The following is a 24,846-nucleotide window of genomic DNA, read 5'->3' on the forward strand; positions in this document are numbered from 1 at the left end:
CGCGCGTAACTGCGGTGACCGCTGATCTGTCGCGCGGCGGCGCGTGCCGACGATTGAGGGCAACCGACGGATGGATCAGGGACATCATGACCGCACTCAGGACCCAGCCCGGTGCGACGGCGACCCAGCCCGGCGCCACGGCGGACCGGTACGGCGCGGCGGCGGCCGGTGCGACGGCGGTGCGGGCCGGGGAACCGGCGAGCGTGAAGGCCACTCCGCAGATGATCGGCGTCGGATCCGCCGTGACGCCGCGTTCGTACACCCAGTCGGAGCTTCTGGACTACTTCGACGTCACCGATCGCCGGACCCGGTTGCTGTTCCACAACAGCGCGATCGAGCGGCGCCACCTCACCCTGCCGCCGCCCGGCCCGGATGGTCGGCCGGTCGCCGAGTCGCAGGGCGAACTGCTGCGCAAGCACGCTGCGGTCGCCACGAGCATCGGCGCTCAGGCGCTGCGACGGTGCCTGGACGACGCCGGGCTGAGCCTGTCCGATGTGGACTATCTGTGTGCCGTCACTACCACCGGCATGCTCGCGCCGAGTCTCAGCGCCCTGCTCGTCGCCGAGCTGGGGCTGCGTCCGGGCATCGGCCGGCTGGACGTGGTGGGCATGGGATGCAGCGCGGGAGTCAGCGCGCTGCGCACGGTGGCCGGATGGAGCGCGGGCAATCCCGGCAAGGTGGCCGTGATGGTGTGCGCCGAGGTCTGCTCCGCGATCTACGTCTTCGACGACAGCATCCGCACGGCGGTGGTGAACAGCCTGTTCGGCGATGGGGCTGCGGCCGTCGCAATCCGCACCCCGGACCGTCCGCCGCCGACGGCCGGGGGCCGCCCGTCCGGCCCGGAACTGCTCACGTTCGCCGGGACCGTCCTGCCGGAGCACAGCGACTCCATTCGCTTCGACTGGGACGACGGCGTCGGCAAGTACAACTTCTACCTCAGCCCGGACATCCCCTACATCGTCGGCGCCCACGTCGATGACCTGGTCGACTCGCTGCTCGACGGCACGGGCGTGCGGCGCGAGGACATCGCGCACTGGGTGGTGCACTCGGGCGGCAAGAAGGTCATCGACTCCGTCCGCGTGAACCTCGGACTGAGCCGCCACGACCTGCGCCACACGTCGACCACGCTGCGCGACTTCGGCAACCTCTCCAGCGGCTCCTTCCTGTTCGCCTACGAGCGTCTGTTGCAGGAACGCGTGGCGCGTCCCGGTGAGTACGGCGTCATGATGGCGATGGGCCCCGGCCCCACCATCGAGACGGCCCTGATCGTGTTCTGATGGGAGGCGGCACATGGTGGTGGTTTCGGAGGCGTCCGCAGCGACGACGCGGATCCGCGTGGACCCGTCCCGCACGCTCTCCGCGACCATGGTGGACGAGGTCACCATGGTGGGCGAGGGAGGGGCGCTCGGCGGCGGACCGGCTCCGGTGGTGGTGTTGTGGCTCGCCGGTGGGCACGCCGCCGCCGACGCGTGGCCGGGTCCGGCCGCCGCGTCGACGATCGAGGCATGGGAGCACGCGCTGCGCCGCATCGAGCGGCTGCCCGCGATCACGGTCGGGGTGCTCGACGGCCGGTGCGGTGCCGCCGCCCTGGAACTCCTGCTCACGGCGGACTACCGGATGGCGACCCGCGGAGCTTCGGTGAGCCTGCCGGCGCCCGGCGAGGCGTGGCCCGGCATGCTGCTGCACCGCTTCGTGCAGCAGTGCGGCCTGATCGCCGCCCGGCGCGTGATCCTGCTCGGCGGTGATGCCGACGCCGAGGCGTTGACCGCGTGCGACGCCGTCGACCGGGTGTCGCAGGATCCGGCCGGTGAGATCGACGCGATCGTCGCCCGGGCCGCGGGCGTGGACGGGCGTGACGTGGCGCTGCGCCGTCAATTGCTGTTCGACGCGGTCACCGTGGACTTCGAGGAGGCGCTCGGCACCCACCTGGCGGCGTGCGACCGTGTGCTGCGCCGCGCCGCCGGGACCGGCCGGTGACCAGGTGCGTGCGGTACGAGAAGGACGGCCGGGTGGCACATGTCTGCCTGGACCGTCCCGAGGTGCTCAACGCCATGAATCTCGCCATGCACGCCGAACTGGCCGACGTGTGGGACGACTTCGAACGCGACGACGGGCTGTGGATCGCCGTGCTCACCGGTGCCGGTGAGCGGTCCTTCTCCGTCGGGCAGGATCTCACCGAACTGGTCGCCCGCACCCGCTCGCAGGTCGCCCGGCCGTCGACGTTCGGCAGCCGCGGCAAGCCCGGGTGGCCCCGGCTGACCGAGCGGTTCGACCTGGTCAAGCCGGTGATCGCCCGGGTCAACGGCTACGCGTACGGCGGGGGGTTCGAACTCGCGCTGGCCTGCGACATCATCGTTGCCGCCGAGGACGCGTCGTTCGCGATGACGGAGGCGCGGCTCGGGCTGATACCCGGCGCCGGCGGCGTTTTCCGGCTGAGCCGGCAGACCGGCACCAAAATCGCCATGGGCCACCTGCTGACCGGGCGGCCGATGACCGCGCGACGAGCGTACGAGGTCGGTCTGGTGAACGAGGTCGTCGCGGCGGCCGACCTGGACGCTTGTGTGCGGCGATGGACCGATGACGTGCTCGCCTGCGCCCCGCTGTCCGCGCGATCCATCAAACAGGTCGTCGGCCGGTCCGCGCGGCTGCCGCTGTCCGAGGCATTCACCGCCGAGTACCCGGCCGAGACGATCCGGATGCACAGCAACGATGCTCGGGAAGGCCCGGCGGCGTTCGTCGAGAAGCGCCCGCCGCGCTGGACGGCGACCTGAGCGAGGCAGCGGCCGGTCCGTCACGCCTCCGGACCGCGGCGGCGCGTGGCGGCGACCGCCGCCGCGGCCAGCGCCAGCGACACGAGCAGGATCACGACACCGGGCGTCGCGGTGTGCCGCGCGCCGCCGAGCGCGGCAGCGAGAAGCGGCCCGAAGCTGGCGATCGTGGCGCCGAGCTGGTAGGTCACCGCCAACGCCGAATAGCGGTGACGCGCGGGGAACATCGCGACCAGATGTGCGGCGATGCCGCCGTACACCGCGGCGTGCCCGACGCCCATCGCCAGGACGAAGGCGAACGCCGCGAGCCATCCGGAGCCCGAGGTCGTCCAGTGCACGGCCGGAATCACGACGACCGCGCAGACCGCGTAGCCGAACAGGATCACAGGGGCGCACCCCAGCCGGTCGGCGAGCCTTCCGAACACCGGCAGCATGACCGCCTCGGCGAGCGCGCCAGCGACCAGGCCGTGCAGCACCTGAGCCCGGGGGACGGGTGCGGTCGAGGCGTAGGCGATCAGATAGACCGAGAAGATGCTGACGACCATCGCGAGGCCCAGGGCCGCCGCGGCGCCCTTGAGAACGTCGGTACGCCGCTGCCGCACCACCTCGGCGATGGGCACCCGGACGAGCCCGCCGGCGCGGCGCGCGCGCAGGAACTCCGGCGTCTCGGCGACGCCCAGACGCACGGCGATGCCGACCGCCACCAGGACGGCGGACAGCAGAAACGGCAGACGCCAGCCCCACGTCAGCAAGTCGTCCTCGGGCAGGAGCACCACGAGGGAGAACATGGCCGTGCTGGCGGCCAGGCCGAGGGGGAAGCCCGCGGCGGGGAAGCTGCTGAAGAAGGCCCGGCGGTGTGCGGGCGCGTGCTCGGTCGCCATCAGGACGCCGCCGCCCCACTCACCGCCGATGCCCACGCCCTGCGCCACCCGCAACAGCACGAGCAGGATCGGAGCCCAGATGCCGGCCTGAGCGTAGGTCGGCAGCACCCCGACGAGAACCGTTGCCATCCCCATGACCAGCAGCGTCAGCACGAGCATGGACTTGCGTCCGACACGGTCACCGAAGTGGCCGATGACGGCGCCGCCGATCGGGCGGGCGACGAAACCCGCAGCATACGTCGCGAAGGACGCCAGTGTCGCGGCGGCCGGCGATCGTTGCGGGAAGAACAGCGGCCCCAGCACGAGCGCCGACGCCGTGGAATACAGATAGAAGTCGTACCACTCGATGGTCGTGCCGATCGTGGCGGCGATCAGGGCGGTGCGTCCCGGCGAGCGAACCGGTGACCGGGCCTGCTCGACGCTCTCCGGCGCCACGGTCGTGGCGGACGGGGCCGCAGCGGTGGGAATGTGTTCCACGACGGAATACCAGTCGTTGCCCGGACCCGCCGGCATCGGCGGCCGCCGCCGTTACACCAGGCCGGAGCGGGCAACGGCGTAACTGCGGCACGCGCCGATTCAGCGTGTCGCGGCCGGTGGCCATGATGACGAGGTCGTAGGGCTGCGGTGGAATCCGACATCCGACCGAGAAGGGCATTATGCTGTGAGGGTCGTGATCGTATTTCCGCATGTCGGTTACTGCACCGGCTGGCGTCCTCATCTGGCGACCGCCGTCAAGAACGGATCGACATATCACATCGCGCAGGCGCTGACCTATTTGTACAGCATCGCGCGCCACTACACCGACGACGTGATCGTCGTCGACTTCAACTTCGGTGAGCACGACGACAACCTGGCACGGGTGCTGGACTACCGGCCGGACGCGGTGCTCATCTCCTCGACCGTCAACTCGTACGACAGCACGAAGCAGATCGCGGCGGAGGTCGACGCGAACAGCGGAGCGCGTCTGTTCATCGGTGGGCCAGCGGTCAGCTCGAACCACTTCTTGCGACCCGAACTGCTCGAAGTCGGCGTGCCCTGCGAATTCGTGGTGACGAACAAGAACATCTTCGACTGGGTCGGCAAGGTTTTCGGGAACGAAGACAAGAGCCTGCAGTTCCGGACCTTCGTGCCGGACAACAGGTGGCTGTCGGAGACTTATCCGGCCGAGGTCCGGGAAAAACTTCGATACACCGTGATCACGAGCATCGGGTGCACGTACAAATGCCACTTCTGTCTCAACCCGATGGTCTACAAAATCAATTACAAGGATCCGGAGATCCTGCGTGGCGAGCTGGAATTCCTCGCCGCGGAACTGGGTGCCGGGTCGGTGTCGGTGGCGGATCCGTTCTTCTTCATGCGCCAGGCGCACTCGAACGAGATCATGGACGTCTTCGCCGACCTGGGCATGCCCTGGTCGCAGCAGACGTGCCTGGTCACGCTCACCGACGAGAACCTCGACCGGATGGCGGAGACGCGCTGCACGTCGGTGCTGGTCGGGATCGAGAACTTCTCCAGCGGTGAGATCAACAAACCGGTCGAAGTGAGCCAGTTCGAGGACCGCGTGCTGCGTGCCAAGAGCCTCGGCATCGCGGTCAAACCGAGCTTCATCTCGGGTCTGCTGGACATCGACTACGAGACCGACGTCGCCCAGATCGAGTACATCGAGAGCATCATCGCCCGCGACCTGGTCGGGAACCACCAGATCCAGTCCAACATCTACTCGCCGTACATCCCCGACGCGCGGGACCGCCTGCTCGACGTCCCGTTCCGCTTCTGGGGCGTGATGCCGGTGACCGCCGCGGACGAGGACCACTGGCGGCGCAACCTGGCCCTGTGCGATCTGATCTACGACAGGGTCTTCCCGGAGACCCGGGAGCGTTACCAGGAGGTCCGCGCCGAATATCTCGACTACCTGGCGGGCCGCGAGACCATGTGGCTCAAGCACCGCCCGGTGCCGCAGGTGCCGCTGGACAAGCGGGTCTTCGTGCTGACCTCGGGCACGGTACGTGCGTGACGGCACCCGCGACGCCGCCGATCCGCCACGTCGTCTGGGACTGGAACGGCACGCTTCTGGACGACTTCGCCATCACCGTCGCCGCCGCCAGCGCCGCCTGCGAGGCGGCCGGCGGGGCCGGAGTCGACGCGGCGACGTACCGCCTGAGGTTCACCCGGCCCGTGCGGCTGTTCTACGAACGCCTGCTGGAACGCGCTCTGGAGGATGACGAGTGGGTCCGCCTGGCCGACGACTATCACGACCGGTACCGGACGCTGATGACGTCCGCCCGGCCGCGCCCGGAAAGCGTTGAGGCGATCGCCCGGGTGGCGCGCCTGGGGCTGACCCAGTCCGTGCTGTCCATGGGGGAGCACGACGCGCTGATCGAGACCGTGCCCCGGCACCTGCCGGCACACCGGTTCGTGCTGGTGGAAGGGTCCCGGCGCGCGGAGCGTACGGACAGCAAACGCCAGGCGCTGGAGCAGCACCTGCGCCGGGTCGGCGACATCACCGGCGCGTCGCTGGCTCCCGAACAGGTGTTGCTGGTCGGCGACACGCTCGACGACGCGATGGCCGCCGCGTCCATCGGGGCGCGGATCGTGCTGCTGGCCGACGGCGCGTACGACCGGGAGGAACTCGCCGCCACCCTGAGCGAGGAGGCCGTGTTCGCCGAGTGCCTGAGCAGCGCGCTGCGCGCCGGACTGGGGCCGATGGATCACGAAGGGATGCTGTGACCGAGGCGGACGAGGACCTGTTCCCGCTGACCGGCGCTCAGGAGGGCCTCTGGTTCGCCAACCGCCTCGCGGCGTACAGCAGCTTCCACCGCGGCGCCGAGATCCTCCAGATCCGGGGCCCGATCGACGTCTCGCTGTTCCGCGCGGCGGTCCGGCGGGTGCTGCACGAGGCGGAGACGGCGCGCCTGCGCATCCTGCAGACGCCGGAGGGTTTGCGGCAGTACCTCGGTCCGGACGAGCCGCTGCAGGTCGTCGACCTCGGCGCCGAACCGCATCCCGAGGCCGCCGTCCGGACCTGGTTCGACGCCGACCAGACACGTCCGGTGGACCTGGAGAACGGCCCGAACCACACCGTCGCGCTGTTTCGCGCCTCGGGCGACCGCCATTTCTGGGTGCAGGCGTTCCACCACTGCCTGATGGACGGCTACGGCAACGCGATGGTCGCCGCGCGGCTGGCGGCGATCTACACGGCGCTGGTCGAGGGCACCCCGGTGGCGCCCAATCCCTTCCCCCCGATGCGGCGGCTGGTGGATCTGGACCAGGCGTACCAAGGATCGGCGCAGTTCGCGGCCGACCGGGACCATTGGCGTGAGGTGCTGCGCGACCGGCCCGAACCGGTGACCCTCGCCGCCGGTGCCGGCACCGGGTCCACCACCAACCTGCGCGCCGTCGAGGTGATCCCCGCGGCGCAGGCGGCGGTGTTGCGAGCGGCGGCGGAGCGCCTGGGCGTGCGCTGGTCGGCGTTCGCGTTCGCGGCCACCGCTGCGTACCTGCACCGCTGGACGGGCGTCGGAGACATCGTGCTCGGCATGGCGGTGAAGGGCCGCAACTTCCCCGAGGCCCGCACCGCCGCCGGGATGTTCTCCAACGTGGTGCCGCTGCGGCTGCGCGTCGACCACACGACGACCGTGCGTCGACTGTGCGCCCAGACCCGCGCGGGCATGTCGGACGCACTGGCACACCAACGGTACGGATTCGACCGGATCCGCCGTGACGTCGGTGTGGTCGGCGGCGAACACCGGCTGTTCCGGTTCATCGTCAACATCCTGTCGTTCCATCCCTCGGTGACGTTCGCCGGAGTCCCCGCCGTTGTCGAGGACCCGACCAACTTCCCGGTCGACGACATGACCTTCCTGATTCACAGCCACCCGTCGGCGGGCGAGCAGATGCGGCTGCTGGTCGACGGGAACGCCGCTCTGTACCGCCCCGAGGACGTCCGGGCGCACGCCGGGCGCTTCGTGGGCTTCCTGCGCGCGCTGGCGGATGCGGACCCCGACGCGCCGGTGGACGCGGTGCCGGTGCTGGCCGCCGCGGAGCGCCGGCGTGTGCTGGCCGACTGGAACGCCACGTCGGCACCGGCGCCGCACGCCACGGTGGCGGACATGCTCCGTGCCGGCCCCGGCCCCGGCCCCGGTGCGGGTGGGGTGGCGGTGGTGGGGGAGGGGGTGTGTTTGTCGTATGGGGAGTTGGAGGTGGCGTCGAATCGGTTGGCGCGGTTGTTGGTGGAGCGGGGGGTGGGTGCGGAGTCGTTGGTGGCGGTGGTGGTGCCGCGGTCGGTGGAGTTGGTGGTGGCTCTGGTGGCGGTGGTGAAGGCCGGTGGTGCGTATGTGCCGGTGGATCCGGAGTATCCGCGGGAGCGGGTGCGGCAGGTGTTGGGGGATGCGGATCCGGTGGTGGTGGTGACGACGTCGCGGGTGGGTGTGTTCGCGGGGTGGTCGTCGGTGGTGGTGGATGAGGTGGATTGGGGTCGGTGGTCGGGGGATCCGGTGGTGCCGGTGCGGGTGGTGGGTCCGGATTCTGCGTTGTATGTGGTGTATACGTCGGGGTCGACGGGGCGTGCCAAGGGTGTGGTGGTGACGCATCGTGCGGTGGTGAATTTGTTGTGGTGGATGCAGGGGCGTTATGGGTTGGGGGTTGCTGATCGGGTGTTGCAGCGGTCTCCGGCCAGTTTCGACGCCTCCGTGCCGGAGTTGTGGTGGCCGCTGGTCCACGGCGCGTGCATCGTGCTGGCGCGTGCGGGTGGGCATCGGGATCCGGACTATCTGGCCGGGTTGATCCGTGACCAGCGGGTCACCGTCGCCCAGTTCGTGCCGTCGATGCTCGCCGTCTTCCTGAACGCCGACGGTGTCGAGCGCTGCCGGACGCTGCGGCTGGTCATCGTCGGCGGCGAAACCGTGACCCGGCGGTTGCGCGACGACTTCCACGCGAAACTCGGCATCCCGCTGCAGAACACGTACGGGGCGACCGAACTCGCCGTCTCCACCTCGATCTGGTCCTGCGATCCCGGGACCGACGGGCCGTTCATCCCGGTGGGGCCGCCCGCGCGCAACGTCCGGGCGTACGTGCTCGACGACAGGATGCGCCCGGTGCCGGCCGGGATGACCGGTCATCTGTACGTCGCCGGTGACCAGTTGGCCCGCGGCTACCTGGGCGCACCGGGTCTGACCGCCGCGAAGTTCGTCGCGAACCCGTTCGAGCCCGGCGGCCGCATGTACCGGACCGGGGACCTGCTGCGGTGGACGTCCGACGGCAACATGGAGTTCGCCGGGCGCGCCGACGACCAGGTCAAGATCCGGGGATTCCGGGTGGAGCCCGGGGAGATCGCGAGCGCGGTGACCGCGCATCCCGCGGTGGGCGCGGCGACCGTGGTGGCTCGCACCGAGGGGGCCGGCGACGTGCGCCTGGTCGCCTATGTGGTGCCGGCGGACGGCCCCACGGAGGCGCTCCCACTCGCCGGCCTCCGGGCGTTCGTGACGAGCCGGCTCCCCGCGTACATGGTGCCCGCCGCCTTCGTCGCGCTGCCCGGCCTGCCGATGACGGCCAACGACAAGGTCGACGCCGACCGTCTGCCGGCCCCGGACTACGCGGCGCTCAGTGGCCACGGACGTGGCCCGCTCACGTTGCGCGAGGAGACACTGTGCGCCGCGTTCGGCGAGGTTCTCGGCGTCGAGGTCACCGATGTGCAGGAGAGCTTCTTCGACCTCGGCGGCCACTCGCTGCTCGCCGTCAAGCTGGTCGAGCTGCTGCGCACCCGTAACGTGGCGATCGACATCCGGACCCTGTTCGACGCGCCCACGGTGGCCCGTCTCGCGGCGGCCACCGGGCGCGCGGAGGTCGAGGTTCCGCCCGTCCGCATCCCCGCCGGCGCCGAACGGATCACCGCCGAGATGGTCCCGCTCGCCGCCCTGACCACGCCGGAGCTCGCCCGTGCCGTCGCATCGGTACCCGGCGGGGCCGCCGAAGTCGCCGACATCTATCCGCTGGGGCCGCTGCAAGAGGGCCTGCTGTTCCACCATCTGGCCGCGGACGTCACCGGCGCCGACCCGTACGTGTCGCCGTTCGTCTGGATCCTCCCCGGCCGCGCCGAGGCCGAGAGCTTCCTCGCGGCCTGGCAGGCCGTCGTGGACCGGCACGACGTGTTGCGCAGCGGGCTCGCCTGGGAAGGGCTGAGCCACCCCGTGCAGATCGTGCGCCGCCGCGCCGTGCTGCCGGTGACCGAACTGACCGTGGCCGAGGCGGGCGGCACCGGGGCGACGGTGACGGAGCTGCTCGACCGGTGCGACCGGCCGATGGACCTGCGGCAGGCCCCGATGATGGAGGCGTTCCTGGCGGCGGAGCCGACCGGGCAGCGGTGGTTCGTGGTGTTGCGCTCCAGCCACATCGTCATGGACCACGCCGCGCTCGACGTGCTGCTGACCGAGGTGGCGGCCATCCGCTCGGGGCAGGCGGACACGTTGCCGGAGCCGTTGCCGTACCGGACGTTCGTCGCGCAAGCGGTCCTCGGCGGCTCCCGCGCCGAGCACCGCCGGCACTTCGCGGACCTGCTCGGTGACGTCACCGAGCCGACGGCGCCGTTCGGTGTGCTGGAGGTGCACGGCGACGGGCGGGACGTCGCCGAGGTGCGGCAGACCCTCGGCGACGAACTTTCCCAGCGGCTGCGCGAGGAAGCCCGCAGGTGCGGCGTCACACCCGCGACGGTGTGGCATGTGGTGTGGTCGCGGGTGCTGATGTCGCTGTCCGGCCGCAGCGACGTGGTGTTCGGCACCGTGCTGCTGGGCCGGATGCAGGGCGGATTCGGCAGCGACCGGGTGCCGGGCCTGTTCATGAACACCCTGCCGGTGCGCTCCCGCGGGAGCCGGCTCACCGTACGTGGTGCGGTGCGCGGGATGCAGGCCCAGCTCGCGGGCCTGATGGCACACGAACATGCGACCCTGCCGACGGCGCAGCAGGCGAGCGGGCTGCCGTCCGGCGCCCCCTTGTTCACCAGTGTCTTCAATTACCGGCACGTCAGCGAGCCGGACGACGCCCGGCAGGGGCGGTGGCCCTCCTACTGGCGGGACCGCACCAACTATCCGCTGGTCACCGCGGTCAACGACGGGGGGCCCGGCACGCCGTTCGTGGTCGCGGTGCAGTCGGTGCCCGGTATCGACGCCGCCCTGGTGTGCGACCTCGTGCGGGCCACCGCCGGGCATGTGGCCGACGCGCTGCGGGACCGTCCCGGCACGGCCCTGGGCGCGATGCCCGTGCTGAGCGCCGAGAAATCGGAGCGGACGCTCGGGTGGAACCCCCCTGCGGAGCACCTCGCCGACGCGACGGTGGGCGACCTGCTGACCCCCGGTGCGGGTGGGGTGGCGGTGGTGGGGGAGGGGGTGTGTTTGTCGTATGGGGAGTTGGAGGTGGCGTCGAATCGGTTGGCGCGGTTGTTGGTGGAGCGGGGGGTGGGTGCGGAGTCGTTGGTGGCGGTGGTGGTGCCGCGGTCGGTGGAGTTGGTGGTGGCTCTGGTGGCGGTGGTGAAGGCCGGTGGTGCGTATGTGCCGGTGGATCCGGAGTATCCGCGGGAGCGGGTGCGGCAGGTGTTGGGGGATGCGGATCCGGTGGTGGTGGTGACGACGTCGCGGGTGGGTGTGTTCGCGGGGTGGTCGTCGGTGGTGGTGGATGAGGTGGATTGGGGTCGGTGGTCGGGGGATCCGGTGGTGCCGGTGCGGGTGGTGGGTCCGGATTCTGCGTTGTATGTGGTGTATACGTCGGGGTCGACGGGGCGTGCCAAGGGTGTGGTGGTGACGCATCGTGCGGTGGTGAATTTGTTGTGGTGGATGCAGGGGCGTTATGGGTTGGGGGTTGCTGATCGGGTGTTGCAGCGGTCTCCGGCCAGTTTCGACGCCTCGGTCTGGGAGTTGTGGTGGCCGCTGGTCCACGGCGCGTGCATCGTGCTGGCGCGTGCGGGTGGGCATCGGGATCCGGATTATCTGGCCGGGTTGATCCGTGACCAGCGGGTCACCGTCGCCCAGTTCGCCCCGTCGGCGCTCGAAGCCTTCCTCACCGCCGGAGCCGCCGCCGGCTGCACCAGCCTGCGCCTCGTCTTCGCGGGTGGGGAGCTGTTCACCCCGGCGCTGGCCCGTGCCGCGCTGAACGCCCTGCCCGCCGAAATCGTCAACCTGTACGGCCCCACCGAGACGGTCGTGCAGATGACCGCCCGCACCGTCGCCGACCCGGACGACGTCCGCATCGGGCGGTCCGCGCCCAACACCCGCGTCTACGTGCTCGACGACGACCTGCAACTCGTGCCCGCCGGGGTCGCGGGGGAACTGTACGTCGGGGGCGTCCAGCAGGCCCGCGGCTACCTCTCGCGCCCGGACCTGACCGCCCAGAGGTTCGTCGCGAACCCGTTCGAGCCGGGCGAGCGGATGTACCGGACCGGCGACCTGATGCGCTGGTCGCCGGAGGGTGAACTGTCCTTCGTCGGGCGCGCCGACGACCAGGTGAAAATCCGCGGCTACCGGGTCGAGCCGGCCGAGGTGGAGAACACCCTCGCCGGTCATCCCGGCGTGCACCGCGCGGTCGTCACGGTGGGCGCGGACCCGGCGGGCGGCAAGCGGCTCCTCGCGTACGTGACCGGTGACGCGCTGACCGGCGGCGCGGTGCTCGCGTGGGCGCGTGAGCGGCTGCCCGAGCACATGGTCCCGTCCCGGGTGTCGGTGCTCGACACGATGCCGCTGACGCACAACGGCAAGGTCGATCGCCGGGGGCTGCCCGAACCAGAAGAGGCGCCGACCGACCGGCCGGTCGGGCGTCCACCGGCGTCGCCGCGCGAGGAGCTGCTCTGTCAAGTGTTCGCCGACGTGCTGGGCGGTCCCGTGCCGGGCCCCGATGAGAGCTTCTTCGACCTGGGCGGCCATTCGCTGCTGGCGACCCGCCTGGTCAGCCGGCTGCGGACGGTGCTGGGCGTGGAGGTGACGCTGCGCACGGTGTTCCAGGAACCGACCGCCGCGCGCCTCGCTGGTTCGCTCGGCTCGGGTACCGCGCCGGTCCGGCCGCCCGTGCGGCCCGCGCCGCGTCCGGAGGTGGCGCCCCTGTCGTACGCGCAGCGGCGGTTGTGGTTCCTGGACCAGTTGCACGGGCCGTCCACCACCTACGTCATCCCCTCGGTGCTGCGCCTGCGGGGCGACGTGGACGCCGCCGCCCTCGCCGCCGCCGTCACCGACGTGGTGACCCGGCACGAGGCGTTGCGGACGGTGGTGGCGACCGTCGACGGGGAGCCCTGCCAGAGGGTGATTCCGGCTGCGGAGCTGCCGTCGGTGATCACCGTGCAGCGAGTCGGACCGGGGGCCACGGATGCCGCCGTCACCCGCCTGTCGCAGCGCCCGTTCGACCTGGCGACCGAACCGCCGCTGCGCGCCGCCGTCCTGATCACCGGCGACGGCGAGGCGCTCCTGGTCGTGGTGACGCACCACATCGCCGGTGACATGTGGTCGCTCGGGCCGTTCTGGCGTGACGTCTCCGAGGCCTACCGGGCGCGCCACGCCGGCCGTCCCGCGGTGTGGCCGCCGCTGCCGGTGCAGTACATCGACTACACGTTGTGGCAGCGGCGTCTGCTGGGCGCCGCGGACGACGAGCGGAGCCTGATGGCGCGCCAAGTCGCGTACTGGCGTGGCGCGCTCGCCGGGGTGCCCGAGGAACTGGCCCTGCCCGTCGACCACCCCCGAGCGGCTGTCGCATCGCACCGTGGCGGGGTCGTCCCGCTGGAGGTCGCCGCGGAACTGCACGAACGTCTGCTCGATCTGGCCCGCAAGTGCGGCGTGACGCTGGTGATGGTGATGCAGGCAGCGCTGGCGGTGTCCCTGTCGCGCTCCGGCGCCGGGCCCGACGTCACGATCGGCTGTCCGGTCGCGGGGCGCAACGACGAGGCGCTCGACGACCTGGTGGGCATCTTCGTGAACACGCTGGTGCTGCGAGCCGACCTCACCGGCGACCCGAACTTCGCGACCCTCCTGCACCGCGTACGGGAGGCGGGGCTCGCCGCCTTCGAGCACCAGGACGTGCCGTTCGAGCGGCTGGTGGAAGAACTCGCGCCCGCCCGGTCACAGGCGCGGCACCCGCTGTTCCAGGTGAGCCTGAACGTGCAGAACGGCCGGCCGCCGGTGCCGTCGCTGCCGGGCGTCCAGGTCGAACCCGTGTCCGCGCCGGGCCCGTTGCCGGTCCGCTTCGACCTGGACATCAGCCTGACCGAGCACGTCGACGACGGCCGTCCGGCGGGCCTGGAGGGCGTCCTGGTCTACGCCACCGACCTGTTCGAACCCGAGACCGCGCGGGCCCTGGGGCGGCGCCTGGTGACGGTGCTGGAGGCGGTCACGACCGACCCCGCGCTCCGGGTCTCCCGGATACCGCTGCCGGAGGCGCAGGAGCAGCGACGAGTTCTCCGGCACGGTGCGCGAACCGTGGCCGAGCGACCCGAGCGGACCGTGCCGGAGATGTTCGCCGCGCAGGCGGCGCGGACACCCGACGAGGTGGCGGTCACCGACGCGGCCGGCGCGATGTCCTACGGCGAGCTGGAACGGCGGGCGAACGGGCTGGCGCGGCGGCTGGCCCGTCACGGGGTGGGACCGGAATCCCTGGTGGCGGTGATGATGGACCGCGGCGCGCCGGCGATCGTGGCGATGCTCGCGGTGCTGAAGGCCGGCGGTGCCTATGCGCCGATCGACCCCGCCTACCCACCGGCCCGCATCCGTGAGTTGCTCGCGCATGTCCGGCCGGCGCTGGTGCTCACCGCGGACCCGGCGGCGGCGCACCTGCCGCGGGACGCCGGTGCGCCGCCCTACCTGCTGCTCGGCACGGCACCGGCCGCAGACGACGAAACCGCCGCATTCGGCGACGCCGACCGGCGGCGGCCCCTGCTTCCCGCCCATCCCGCCTACGTCATCTTCACCTCGGGATCGACCGGCCGGCCCAAGGGCGTCGTGGTGTCGCACGGCAACGTCCGATGGCTGCTGGAGGCGGCCTGGCCGCAGGTCGGGACGACGGCCGGGCGTGACGTCTGGTCCTGGACCCACTCGTACGCCTTCGACTTCGCGGTCTGGGAGATCTGGGGGGCGTTGCTGCGCGGCGACCGGCTGGTCGCGGTGCCCGCCATGGTGAGCCGGTCGGCGCACGAGCTGCTGCGGCTGCTCGCCCGGGAACGGGTGACCGTCCTGAATCAGACACCCTCGGCCTTCTCCGAGCTGGTGGTGGCCGACCGCGACGATCCGGCGACCGGCGACCGCCTCGCGTTGCGGACCATCGTGTTCGGCGGCGAAACGCTGCAACTGTCGCGTCTGCGCGACTGGTCACGGCGGCGCCCCGGCGTGACAACGGCACTGATCAACATGTACGGCATCACCGAGACCACGGTTCACGTCACCGCCCACCACCTGGACGCCGATCACCCCGGCCGGCGTGTCGGCTCTCCCCTCGGGCGAGGGCTGCCGGCCACCGGGGCCCTGGTGCTGGACGCCGCGCTGCAGCCGGTGCCACCCGGCGTGGCGGGTGAGCTGTACGTCAGCGGCGCCGGACTGGCTCGTGGCTATCTGCGCGGGCCGGAGCTCACCGCGTCGCGCTTCGTGGCCCTCCCCGGCGGCCGGGGTGAGCGCATGTACCGTACCGGCGACGTGGTGCGCTGGTGCGGCGACGGGACGCTGGAGCACCTGGGCCGGGCCGACGATCAGGTGAAGATTCGCGGATACCGGATCGAGCCGGCCGAGGTCGCCGCGGTGCTGTGCGGGATGGCCGGCGTCACCGCGGCGGCGGTGATCGTCCGTGAGGACGTGCCGGGCGACCGGCGACTTGTCGCGTACGTCGTGCCGGAGGGCGACGCGCCGGACGCGCAGGCGATCCGGGAACACGCCGCCCTCCGCCTGCCCGGCCACATGGTGCCCGCCGACGTGGTCGCGGTGCCCGAACTGCCCCGGACGGTCAACGGCAAGCTGGACCGGCACGCGCTGCCGGCACCGGCGCGGCGCGGCTGCCCCTCCCGGCCACCGTCCAGCGACACCGAACGGGTGCTGTGCGACGTGTACGCCGAGGTGCTCAAGGTTCCCGAGGTGGGCGTCGACGACGACTTCTTCGAGCTGGGCGGCCATTCGCTGCTGGCGACTCGGCTGATCAGCCGCGTGCGCACCCTCGTGCGGGTGGAGGTGTCCCTGCGATGGGTGTTCGACAGCCCCACACCGGCCGGCCTCGCCCGGCGGATCGAAGCCGCCGCCGTGCCCGCGCGACCACCGCTGCGCCGCGTGGTGCCGCCACGGTGAACCGCCCGGCCCCCGGGCCACCGCCGTGGGGCCGGCTCCGCGGCTGAATCAGTCCACCGACAACACGTAGAGGTACGAGTGGGGTGCCCCGAACGGCACCACCCGCTGCGTGCGCAGACCCGCCTCGGCGAACAGCTCGTCGTACGTCTCCTTGGGGTGCACCGGCACGCCCATGAGCGCGTGGGCGAGCTCGAAGCCGGCGGAGAAGACCGGCAGGGTGGTTGGGTTGTCGCGGCGCGGCCGGGCCATCGTGTCGGCCAGCACGAAGGTGTGCGCCGCGGGGAAGGCGGCGCGCATCGCGGTGAGGACGATGTGCCGGGTCTCCGGCGGCGCCAGCAGGTCGTGCAGGAGGAAGAAGCTGAGGACGGTGTCGGCCTGCGCGGTCTGTTCGCGCAGCTCCTTGCGCAGGATCACGTCCAAGGCGTCGGCGCGGAACACCTGCAACCGATCGTCCAGCCCGGCCTGGTGGATGCTCCGCCGTGCCAGCTCCGTCGCCGGTTCGCTGATGTCGATGCCCAGGCCGGTGACGCCGGCTCGCTGGGACAGGATCCGGCACAGGCGTGCCGCGGTGCCACACCCCAGGTCCACCAGGGAGTCGAAGCGCAGGTCGGCCAGCACCGCATCGAGAATGTCCGCGAAGATGAACTCGTCGCACTGCGCCGATCCCAGCGCCGCCATCGCCTCGTCGCGGTGCACATCGTGCCCGTAGGCGACGGAGCCGTCCGCCAGCGCGCCGGCGGCGGAGAAGACCGAGCCGTACCCGCCGACGGCCCAGGTGAAGAACCCGCGCTTGTCCATGATCTCGCGGCCCGCGGGTGTGACGGTGATGTTCGCGCCGTCCAGCGACAGGTGGCCCATCTCGGCGGCCAGGCGCACCAGCCGCAGCGCCACCGCCGGGTCGCCCGGCAGGGGCGCGGTGAACTGCCCGGCCGTCGTGGCGCCGGTGGCGGCGAGCATCCGGAACAATCCGAGCCGATCCAGCGCGAAGACGACGTGCGCGCCGACAAAGCCGTTGAACACGGTGTCGGCGTCCAAGGGTGTGGTCGCCAGGCCCTGCCATGCCGCCGGTGGCTCGGTGTCGTGCCACGCGAGGCTCTGGGTGTCGCTGGGCGTAGTGGTCATGCTCCTCGCCTTTCCTCATCGCTCAGGTCCATCGCCGCTCCGTGCGGTATCCGAGGTTCGCGGCCAGCTCCCGCGTTCCGTCCACCGCGTCGACGGCCGCACGGATGGCTTGTGCCCGCGCGCGCCACCGCGCCGGAGCCGGCGGTGCGGTCGCCACGACCGGCGGGATTCCGGTGTGCGCGGCGTGCAACAAGGCGTCGCCGGGCCTGACGGCGAGCCACCGCGTGATGCGGAGAACCTGCGCGACCCGCATCCGCGGGTCTCCGGTCAGATCCTCGAACCGGACCCGCAGGTAGTCCTCGTCGGCAAGGCGCTCCCGGTGGGCGAGCACGCTCTGGTGGCTGGTGCGCCACTGGAACGCGCAGACCTCCATCAGCGAGCGGTCCCGCATGTCCTGCCAGCCGGGCGGCAGATCGAACTTCCACCAGCACCGGTCGAGCGGGCGGTCGTCGCTGTAGCCGCGGATGCTCATCGGGACCGGCATCTCATGGGCATGGAACCCGTGATGCCGCCAGCCGTCGTAGAGCCCGTTGATCGCCGCGGCGGGGTTGCGAGTCAGATGCAGCACCATGATCCGGGCCTGCGGGAAGAGCGCGCGCAGAAAGTCCATCCGGTACGCGTTGCTGGGCGTCTTGACGACCAGAGCCTTCGTGCGGATGTCTTCCTCGCGGGCACGCCGCCACGCCTGCGGGAGGACGAACGGCGGCTCCTCGACGACGCGGGTTCCGGGCGGACCGGCCGGGGGGCGGCATCCGGTCAGATCCGGCAGCGTGTGCCGTGGCAGGTCGTAGTACCAGGGATCGACGGGCCGTCCCCAGATGCGCAGCATCGCCGCGAGAAAACCGATCGGCTCGGGAAGGGCGGTCCGGGGTGAGCCGGGAGTCCGGCGCAGCCGGTGCAGAGTGTCGTGCGCCGTGGCCATCCACCGTGGGGTCTCGATGTGCCGCTCGGGCCACTGGATCCCGAAACGCCATGCGGCGTCCAGCGCGAACTCGTCGTCGTCGGCGATGGCCCCGGCGGGCCGGCCGGCGTCCAGCGCGAGCTCCGCGTCGAGCACCCGTCGGCCGTCCTCGCCGAGGGCGTGGACGTGCTCCGCGGTGAGTTCGTCCGAGCCGGTTCCGCTGTCCGGGAAGCCGAGCCCCGCCAGGCGCAGGAACGGGTTGAACTCGCCGCGCAGGTGCAGCAGCGCGTCGCAGTGCCGCAGCAGCTCCGTCACCATGCTCGACCCGCCCCGCGAGCTGGAGGCCACGACGACGAGCCGGCGCACCCGCCGGGTGAAGTCGCTGACGTACGGGCCGCGCAAGCCGCGCAGCAGGGCGAGGCGCGCGCCGAGGGGGTCCGGCGGCGCCCCGCCGGTCAGGCGAGCGGCTTGCGAAGGGAGTAGACGCACCAGCGCCACCTGTCTCGAACGGAGCCGTCGGCGGCCACTTCGAACGGATGCACCGCGCGTACCTGCGCCGGCGCGTCGTAGAAGAGGCGGTAGATCTGCCGCCGATGGGTCGGGGTGGTCTCATGGGTGTCGATCCAGCGGTCGATCGACTCCCACAGGAAGTACTCGTCGGTCCGCAGGCCGGTGAACCCCGCACCGAGCAGCAGCCGCCGGAAGTCCTCCTCGCGGAACATCTGCGCGAGCAACGGCTGCTTCTTCTTGAAGATGCGGAACATCCAGAAGGCATCCTCGTCGCCGTACGGCATGATCTGACCGACGATGAACTGGCCGCCGGGCCGCAGCACACGGTAGATCTCAGCGAGCGGACGTTCCGGTTGCGGCAGCAGATGCAACACCTCGCGGTTCACCACCAGGTCGAAGCTGGCGTCGTCGAACGGCAGGTCGTAGACGGTTCCCTGGTAGACCCGGTCCAGACGCTGCGAGGCGAGCCGCACCATCTCCGGCGTGATGTCGAGACCGATCATCTCGCCGACCTTGCCGCGAAAGGCGTCGCCGACCACCCCGCTGCCGCAGCACACGTCGAGCATCCGGGCGCCGGCCGGCACCTCGCACAGCGCGGCGTGCCGCCCCAGCAGTTCCGCATCGGTGAGCCAGGAGCAGGAGTCGTGCCAGTTCTGGGACCGGATGCCGAACTGGCGCTGGTACACCGAGTAGTCGATGTCCACGGCGCGGCGCTGGAATCGCGCGGTGCGCCCGGCGAGGCGAGCGGCGGACCTCGCCCGGGTGCTGTCCAGGATCCGGTTCACGACGGCACGGGCGAGCTCCGGGTCGTCGGCGAAGCGGCGCAGCGTGGCCTGCTCGACCGCCTCCGCGACGAACCGGTTCACCCGCTCGCTCTGCAAGCGCTGTTTGGTCTGCCCGTCGAACTCGGGACGCTCCATCCGGATCGCCACCGCGGCGGTGAGCCCTTCGAGGACGTCCATCGCGGTGATCCGGTCCGCGGTCGCCCGATCGGTCAGGCCGTGCCGGGCGATGTGCTGGTTGACGGCCGCGACCAGACCCGTGCGGAGCCCGTCGACGTGGGCGCCGCCCGCCGCGGTGCGGATGGTGTTGACAAACGCGGAGATTCCTTCGGTGTAGGCCTCGGTCCAGCGCACCGCGGCCGTCAGCAGCAGGTCGCCGTCCTCGCGGGCGATCTCGACCGGCTCGGCGTGGACCGTGGTCGCGGCGGCGTACCGGTGCATGAGCAGTGCCCGCACGCCGCCGGAGCCGCGCAGGGTCTCGGTGCGTCCGTCGCGGTCGTCCCGGAAGGTGACGGTGAGTCCGGGGTTCAGGAACGCGATCTCTTCGAGCCGGGGCAGCAGCACGTCCGGGGCGAACGGTGTGGCCGCCATGACGGTGAAGTCCGGCAGGAAGGTGATCCGAGTGCCGTGGTCCGGCCCGGCGGCGGCCTGCTGCGCCGGCCCGTCGGCGACGCCCTGCCGGAACGACTGGTGGAAGTGCCCGCCGTCGCGCCACACGTCAAGACGCAACCAGGCGGACAGGGCATTGACCGCGGCCAGACCCACGCCGTGCAAGCCGGCCGACGTCCGGTAGACGTCGCCGTTGAACTTCCCGCCCGAGTGCAGGGTCGTCAGCAGCACCTCGGCCGTCGGCCCGCCGGTCGCCGGATGCGGATCGACCGGGATGCCGCGGCCGTCGTCGCGCACCGACAGGGCGCCGTCGGCGTGCAGGACCACCTCGACGGCGGTGCCATGCCCCGCGGCGAACTCGTCGACGGCGTTGTCGAGCAATTCGAAGGCGAGGTGGTGCACACCCTCGCCGCCGGAGGAGCCGACGTACATGCCGGGGTTGCGGCGTACCGCCTCCAGGTCGGAGAGCACGACGATCGACGACGCGTCATAGCGGGTCGCGGTGGCTGCCGGCGCCGCGCCGGCGTCGGGGGTGATCATGGTGCCTCGCCCTCGGGGGTGACGGTTGCCAGGGCCTGCTCCAGCCGGGCCGTGTGCGCCTTCTTCAGGGCGACGAGCGTCTCGAACCAGCTCGCGACGTCGGCGAGGCCGGTGTCGTGCGCCGCGGTGGCGAGCCGCGGATACAGACGGGTCGTCTCGTCGAGCTCACCCGCGAGGGCGCACGCCGCGTTCGATCCGGTGCCGCCCATCGGCAGGTCGGTCGCCGGATCCACCACCTCCTGCAGCAGATCCAGATGCCCGCGGGCGACGCAGGCGGTGGTGGCGCACAGCTTCTGGAACAACTCCGCCAGCGCGAGGTGACCCTCGATGCCGGCCACCTCCGCGAAGTGCGCGTACCGCTGAACGTTCATCGATTCGGTCAGGAACGCCGCGCGCAGCTCCGCGAGCATCTCGCCGTTCAGCTCGGTCATCGCGGACCGCCCGCGATCGGCTTGCGGCCCACCGCCACGACGAACAGCATGTTGTCGATGATCCGGCCGTTGTCCTGCCGCACGGCGTGCAGGCGCAGGAACTCGGGCGAACCCCGCCGGTACACCTCCCGGATGGCTTCGCGGTCGGCCTCGTCGATCGCGCCGTTGTCCGACCACACGTCCACGTCCTCCGCCGAGACGTACCGTTCGGTGCGGACCTCGGCGCAGCCGGCCGACCGCAACAGGTCGCCGAGATCGCCGGGGCGGAAGAAACTCCGGCGCACCGGGTTGCGCAGGCGCAGCACCTCGAAGTATTCGGCGCTGTCCGCGTCGCCGTACGCGCACAGGTGGACCAGCACCACGCGACCGCCGGGACGGGTCACCCGCACCATTTCCCGCACAGCATCCGGCAAGGTCATGAACTGCACGCCCTGGCGGCACACCACGGTGTCGAAGCTGTCCGACGGGAACGGCATGTTCTCGGCGGGCGCGATCACCAGCTCGTCGAGGAACGTCTGGGCCTGCGCCGCCATGTCCGTGGTGATGTCGACGCCGACGACGCGTGCGACCCGGCCGTGAAAGAGCCGGGAGACGAGGCCGGTGCCGCACGCGACATCCAGCACCCGGTCCGTCGGCTCCGGCGGCACCAGGGTGAGAACCAGCGCGCCGAGCGCCTCGTCCGTGCACCACGAGCTCGAGGTGTCGTACGTGGGCGCGCGGGACGTGAAGTGAGCGACGACGTCCTGGTGATCAACGGGCATGCTCGTCCTTCCTGACGCGGCTGATGACGGTGCGGGCGACGGCCTTGACGCGGAGCCACCGCACCGTGGCGTCGCGCCGCAGACGCCGGGCGCCGTTGCGGTCGTGCAGCAGGGACCGGGCTTCGACCCTCAGGTGCTGGGCCAGGTCCTCGATGCGGATGCGCAGCCGGGACGGGACCGCCACCGGCGGCCCGGGGGCAGCCGGCACGTATCCCAGCCGGAGCATCGCCTCCCCGGCCGCCGACTCGACGAGCCGGCGGTCACGAGCCGACAGTTCGGTGCGATGGCGGCCGACGCTGTCCGCGTTGATCGCCGCATCGGTGCCGGCCCACGACTGCGACAGGCTCGCGGTCAGGCGCGCCTCGGCGGACTCCTGGTGGCGCAGCATGTGCGGCTCCCAGGCGATGCCGAGGAAGGCACAGACCGAACGCAGCACGGTTTCCGGCCGGGCGACCAGCTCCTCGTATCGCACCAGCCGGACCGTCTCCGTGCCCCATCGCTCCAGTGCGGCCCGGCCCATCTGCTGCTGACCGGCCCACAGCCGGCCGGTGAGGTAGGGGTGGAAGGGCCCGAACACCGACTGCCGGGCGGAAACGGCCACGTCGCGCGGGTCGCGTACGAGCCAGAGGAACCGGGCGTCGGGGTAGAGGTCGAGCACGTCTTCGACGTATCCGACCATGAAGGTGCTCTTGCATCCCCACCGGCTCTTCCCGGCGGCCCGGCGGTATCGCTCGTAGAACGCCGCTACCACACCGAACACGGACGGCGCGGCGTCCGCGAGCACGTCGGCGACGCGGACGGGCTCGGGCCAGGAATGGATGTGCCGGCGCAGCAACAGGTTCGCGTCGCACACGAGAGCGCGCCGGTTGCGTTCCAGGCTCAGGTCACCGTACGACCCGGCGAGCGGCGCCAGGTACCGCATGAAATGCGGCGGGTGCGGAATCGCGATGTCCGGGTGCCGATTGAGAATCAGCCGGAGCAGGTTGGAACCGGAACGCTCGGTGCCGATGATGAGCACCGGGCTGCCCGCGCGGACCGTCGAGGCACGGCCCGCACCCTGGTGGTCGACGGGCATCGTGGCTCACACGACGGGCGCCAGCGGTGCCAGCCTCTTCGCGCCACACGTCTCGAGGCTGCTACCCGCGGACGCCACCTCGGGGCTTGCGATCTTGTCGAGGGTGAATCGTTCGGACCCGGGCACGAGCCGCGGTCCCGCGGAGCTGAACGACGACCGCCACCCCGGGCCGGCGTAGTCGACCGACCGGGCCAGCCCGTCGTCGGGCTGGGGGTAGAAATACTGGAAGGTCTCCGGGAAGTGCTGGAAATCCATCACCGGGCCGGGGGAGTACGCGTCGTAAATGCGGCGGTAGGCGTCGCGGCACGCCGCCTCCGGCAGCCCGCTGACGTTGAGGAACTCGTCCTCGTGCAGCGCCTGCTCGATCGACAGCCAGTTGAGGTGGTCGACCTCGCTGCGCATCAGGCCGCCGTCGATCGCCTGCCGGTACACCGTGGTGCCGGGCATCGCGGACAGGTACTTCACGCGGGTGACGTGGTGATACTTCTCGGCGAACTCCACCATGTGGCCGAGGGACTCCTCACTTTCGTTCGGCAGCCCGACGATCAGCAGGGAGCCGAACCGCACGCCGCCGTCGAACGTGGTGCGCATCGCGCGGACGGTCAGGTTCTCCGAGTTGCCCTTGCGCGCCTCGCGCAGCACCTCCGAGCCGAGCGACTCCACCCCGTACAGGATGATGTCCGCCCCCGCCCCGCGCATCGCGTCGATGCGCGGCTTGTCCATGTCGGCGCATCGGGTCAGGCAGGTCCAGCGCAGGTCGAAATCCTTGATCACGTCGCACATCTCAAGGGTCTGGCGTCGGTGCGAGCTGAAGGTGAGATCGACGAAGAAGCAGAAGTCGATGTTGTACCGGGTCTTGAGCCAGTCGAGGTCGCGGGCCATCTTCTCCGGGCTCTTGGCACGCACCTGCGGCGTCGTCCGGTAACAGAAGGAGCAGTCCATCTTGCAGCCGCGGCTGTAGGACGAGATGATCTGCGGCTGCAGGCCCATCGGACTCTGCGACTGCGGCCACAGGTCGAGCCGCATCCGTGGCAGCGAGTCGAGGTCCATCATCTGGCCGCGGGGACGGGTGCGACGGGTGGCACCGTCCGCGCCGCGGTAGCAGATGCCGCGGATCGTGGGCAGATCCTTGTCCCACCGTCCCGCGGTGCAACTCTCCATCAGCTCCAGGATGGTGATCTCGCCTTCGCTGATCACCGCGATGTCGCACGCGGTGGACTCCATGAACACGTGCGGCACCGAAGTGACCAGCGAGCCGCCACAGATGATCGGGATGTCCGGGCGTGCGCCCTTGACCAGATCCATCAGCTCCCGGCAGAACGGGAAGTTGTCCTCGAAGGTGCACACGCCCAGCACGTCGGTGCCCGCCATGATCTGCCGGTAGGCGTCCCGCACCGGGTCGGCGGAGTAGCGCACGTCGACGATCCGGACCGGGTAGCCCGCGTTGTGCAGCACGGTGGAGATGTACGACGCTCCCTCGTACGGCGAAGTCAGGAAGAACTCCCAGCCGCGCATCATGGTGAACGGTGACGGTCCCACCACGAGCGTGAAGCGGGGCTTCGAAGGGTCCGTCGGCACGGGCGTCAGGTCCTGCTCCCGCATCTGCGTCATGAAGCGGTGGTCGACCGGCTGGTCCGAGTCCGTGTACAGCTCGAGAGCGAGCGAAAGCTGGCGCGGCATGTCTCTCCGATCTTGCGGCTTCACTGCGCGGGGTAGACAGTCGGATCGTTGAGGGGGATGTTGAGCCACGCGATCATCTGACGTAGCTGGTCGTAGGCGGCGAGCCGGGCGGCGTCCGTGCCGTCCGCCTCAGCCCTGGCGATCGGCTCCCAGAGCCGCCGGGTCATGACGGGTCCCAGCTCCAGCAGACCGCCGCTGCCGCCGGTGGCCCACTTGGCGATGACATACCGGGCCAGCGCCCCCACGGGGATGCCGAGGTTCGCCGACATGCCGCGGAGCGTCGTGAGCGGGTCCAGCAATCCGTAGTCGCGGACTTCGGCCTTGAAGTTGGCATGCGGGTCGTCGTCGGTCCACTGCGCGTGCCACCGCGTCAGGGTCACCGTCGGTTCGTGGTCCTGGCCGGCGTGCTCGTCCTGCGACACCATCACGATGAGATTCCTCGGCTACCTCGCGGTGCTCGTTCACGTCGAAGGCGTGCATCCCGTTCGCCTCAAGGCAA

At 71.2% G+C, this 24,846-nt stretch carries 15 protein-coding genes; 6 read left to right on the top strand and 9 right to left on the bottom strand.

All coding sequences use genetic code 11. From position 1 onward, the window contains the following. Window positions 1-86 precede the first annotated feature (86 nt). Genes dpgA through dpgD form a run of 3 tightly spaced genes read left to right on the top strand, consistent with a single transcriptional unit; the run spans window position 87 to window position 2,771 of the window. Entirely contained in the window at window positions 87-1,277 is a 1,191-nt protein-coding gene (gene dpgA / locus IEY73_RS12960) for a 3,5-dihydroxyphenylacetyl-CoA synthase DpgA (protein ID WP_229715793.1), read from the top strand. A 13-nt stretch (window positions 1,278-1,290) separates the two neighbouring features. Then, window positions 1,291-1,977: an enoyl-CoA-hydratase DpgB gene (dpgB, locus tag IEY73_RS12965; RefSeq protein WP_189079433.1), complete on the top strand. Its 687-nt coding sequence runs from the start codon at window positions 1,291-1,293 to the stop codon at window positions 1,975-1,977. Further along, a complete protein-coding gene (gene dpgD / locus IEY73_RS12970) occupies window positions 1,974-2,771 on the top strand; it encodes an enoyl-CoA-hydratase DpgD (protein WP_189079434.1) in 798 nt (265 codons plus the stop codon). The genes dpgB and dpgD overlap by 4 nt, the downstream gene beginning before the upstream one ends. A gap of 20 nt (window positions 2,772-2,791) precedes the next feature. On the opposite strand, the gene IEY73_RS12975 is transcribed toward dpgD, so the two are convergent. Then, window positions 2,792-4,126 carry an MFS transporter gene (locus IEY73_RS12975; RefSeq protein WP_229715794.1) on the bottom strand — a complete coding sequence of 445 codons (1,335 nt, stop codon included), beginning with the start codon at window positions 4,124-4,126 and terminating at the stop codon, window positions 2,792-2,794. 193 nt (window positions 4,127-4,319) lie between these two features. On the opposite strand from IEY73_RS12975, the gene IEY73_RS12980 reads away from it, so the two are divergent. From IEY73_RS12980 to IEY73_RS12990, 3 genes are read left to right on the top strand one after another with little or no spacing between them, the layout of a single operon-like run. Next, the gene (locus IEY73_RS12980) at window positions 4,320-5,663 is read left to right on the top strand and encodes a B12-binding domain-containing radical SAM protein (protein ID WP_189079436.1); all 1,344 of its coding nucleotides are present in this window, start codon (window positions 4,320-4,322) and stop codon (window positions 5,661-5,663) included. Then, window positions 5,660-6,376: an HAD family hydrolase gene (locus IEY73_RS12985; protein ID WP_229715795.1), complete on the top strand. Its 717-nt coding sequence runs from the start codon at window positions 5,660-5,662 to the stop codon at window positions 6,374-6,376. The genes IEY73_RS12980 and IEY73_RS12985 overlap by 4 nt, the downstream gene beginning before the upstream one ends. Then, complete coding sequence (locus tag IEY73_RS12990; RefSeq protein WP_189079437.1) at window positions 6,373-15,936, top strand: non-ribosomal peptide synthetase; 9,564 nt, start codon at window positions 6,373-6,375, stop codon at window positions 15,934-15,936. The genes IEY73_RS12985 and IEY73_RS12990 overlap by 4 nt, the downstream gene beginning before the upstream one ends. A gap of 48 nt (window positions 15,937-15,984) precedes the next feature. On the opposite strand, the gene IEY73_RS12995 is transcribed toward IEY73_RS12990, so the two are convergent. From IEY73_RS12995 to IEY73_RS13030, 8 genes are read right to left on the bottom strand one after another with little or no spacing between them, the layout of a single operon-like run. Further along, window positions 15,985-17,058, bottom strand: coding sequence for a class I SAM-dependent methyltransferase (locus tag IEY73_RS12995; RefSeq protein ID WP_189079438.1), 1,074 nt, complete (start codon window positions 17,056-17,058; stop codon window positions 15,985-15,987). A gap of 22 nt (window positions 17,059-17,080) precedes the next feature. Beyond that, complete coding sequence (locus tag IEY73_RS13000) at window positions 17,081-18,448, bottom strand: sulfotransferase family protein (RefSeq protein ID WP_229715796.1); 1,368 nt, start codon at window positions 18,446-18,448, stop codon at window positions 17,081-17,083. Then, the gene (locus IEY73_RS13005; RefSeq protein ID WP_189079439.1) at window positions 18,415-20,400 is read right to left on the bottom strand and encodes a methyltransferase domain-containing protein; all 1,986 of its coding nucleotides are present in this window, start codon (window positions 20,398-20,400) and stop codon (window positions 18,415-18,417) included. The genes IEY73_RS13000 and IEY73_RS13005 overlap by 34 nt, the downstream gene beginning before the upstream one ends. Beyond that, window positions 20,397-20,831 (bottom strand): ferritin family protein, encoded by a 435-nt coding sequence (locus tag IEY73_RS13010; protein WP_229715797.1) that lies wholly within the window; start codon window positions 20,829-20,831, stop codon window positions 20,397-20,399. The genes IEY73_RS13005 and IEY73_RS13010 overlap by 4 nt, the downstream gene beginning before the upstream one ends. Continuing rightward, a complete protein-coding gene (locus IEY73_RS13015) occupies window positions 20,828-21,592 on the bottom strand; it encodes a class I SAM-dependent methyltransferase (protein ID WP_189079440.1) in 765 nt (254 codons plus the stop codon). Before IEY73_RS13015 ends, IEY73_RS13010 begins: the two co-directional genes overlap by 4 nt. Continuing rightward, window positions 21,582-22,667, bottom strand: coding sequence for a sulfotransferase family protein (locus IEY73_RS13020; RefSeq protein WP_189079441.1), 1,086 nt, complete (start codon window positions 22,665-22,667; stop codon window positions 21,582-21,584). Before IEY73_RS13020 ends, IEY73_RS13015 begins: the two co-directional genes overlap by 11 nt. A gap of 6 nt (window positions 22,668-22,673) precedes the next feature. Then, the gene (locus IEY73_RS13025; protein WP_189079442.1) at window positions 22,674-24,347 is read right to left on the bottom strand and encodes a B12-binding domain-containing radical SAM protein; all 1,674 of its coding nucleotides are present in this window, start codon (window positions 24,345-24,347) and stop codon (window positions 22,674-22,676) included. A gap of 20 nt (window positions 24,348-24,367) precedes the next feature. Then, window positions 24,368-24,772, bottom strand: a complete 405-nt coding sequence (locus IEY73_RS13030) for a DUF6027 family protein (RefSeq protein ID WP_189079541.1) — start codon at window positions 24,770-24,772, stop codon at window positions 24,368-24,370. Between the last annotated feature and the right edge of the window lie 74 nt (window positions 24,773-24,846).

It is taken from the genome of Mangrovihabitans endophyticus (genome assembly GCF_014646155.1).
Taxonomy (GTDB): Bacteria; Actinomycetota; Actinomycetes; order Mycobacteriales; family Micromonosporaceae; genus Actinoplanes; species Actinoplanes endophyticus.